This is a genomic window from Desulfosporosinus sp. OT (genome assembly GCF_000224515.1).
Lineage (GTDB): Bacteria > Bacillota > Desulfitobacteriia > Desulfitobacteriales > Desulfitobacteriaceae > Desulfosporosinus.
On sequence record NZ_AGAF01000154.1, the window covers coordinates 1 to 1563 of the forward strand.

Sequence of the window (1563 nt, forward strand, 5' to 3'; positions counted from 1 at the left end):
AGCAGCCGATTTCATTGTAATGATACCATTTTTCAATATTCACCTCTATCCATGCCATCCAGCCTCCACTTACTATAATTATCTGAACATCAATAAGTTCTTTCGCCAGCAATGAAGAGTTTACCTTTTTCATTTAGGTTTCCTATAGGCATTGATCCTCTCACTGACAAGTCTCAGCCGGCCACCTTTCACTGACCAGACCGATTCAGCCCAGGCAACTGTATTGGCATGGACAAGAAATGAACTTTAGCGTACCTGCCTCATTGAACGTGAGCGCCTTTGAAGAAGGGTGCCCCTTTAAAAGTACCTTCAAACTGTTTCTGAGAACAAACATGAAATTAAGAATGGCTTTGTCAATTTTGCTGAACTCACGTCAATCTATCAGCTGCGGTTCATTTCCAACAATCTTAAATTTGGACTCCGTGACGATGCTACCATCCTCTTTGTTCTTTTGGAAAATAATTAGATCGTACCCGTCGGCGGTTTTGCTTTGGGTAGTCTTGTAAATATATCGCACCCCGTTTTCAACCAATTCTCTGGAACCAATCCAATAGGGACAACTATTAAGGAAAGAATTATGTTTTGTCAATTCAGCAAACAGCTTATTGGAAGCTTCAACATTGATATCGACCAACTTTCTCTCGACATAACCGGCACTGACTTTCGCATCCCGACCGATACTTTTCAGGTAGGCCGCCGCCTGCTCTTCCTTTTGGATGACAAGCTCTGAGTACTGCTTTCCTTCTGTCAGTGCTTCCGGCCATAATTTTTGCGGAAACATCTTTTTGAGGGAACCCGAGTAAAGGGCGCCATCCTGTGGTTCCTGGTATTGGAGCAAAACATAGGCACCGCTTTCATTTTGGGAAAACGTCATAACCGTTGGAATGGCACCGCTGCCGCTGACCGTGGTGAAAATTCCGTTTTCAAAGCCAAACCAGCCAATACTGGCAATGGTATATACTTTGACTTGACCGTCTTTTTCCTCGCTATCGAGAATAATATGTCCCTCGGTAACCACTTCCCCGGCCAGATAACTTTTCCCCTGACTTTTAACAGCCCGGCTGACAGCTTCATCGATCGTGTCTGCATTTGGAGACAGCAGCTGCAGGCTGTCCGTGATGATGACATCGACGGAGGGTTCAACAGTAAAAAAAGTTGAACCGTCAAAGTGGATGATAACTCGTTTTTCAGCAACTTTTGTTCCGTTTTGACTGACCGTGATCGATATAGGGATTTCACTTTGCTTATTCGTACTGAATTGACTGACCATATTAAGCGGACTCCAATAGGCCGGGGTCCCCGACGGGAATTCAGCCCTGGTCCCCTTTTCCGTTATTTTGCCGCCGGCATTATCCCAGGTCAGAAGTCGTCCGCTGCTTGCGGAATATTCAATGTTCCCTTTGTTTGCAGAGTATTGCCCCAGACCGTTTGCTTTCTCATATTGTGCCGACAGGCGAATACCCTGTGTGCTGGACATGGTCAGGGCATATTTCTGCGGATAGACAAGGATTTTCAAGCGAAGACTGTTGGAGAGGATTTGCAGCTCACCTTGAGTTTTGGCAT

General features: G+C 45.4%; 1 protein-coding gene. It reads right to left on the reverse strand.

The window, feature by feature from the left end:
- Window positions 1-373: 373 nt before the first annotated feature.
- Window positions 374-1563: hypothetical protein (locus DOT_RS31085; RefSeq protein WP_242833839.1), on the reverse strand; the 1190-nt coding region annotated here is incomplete at its 5' end.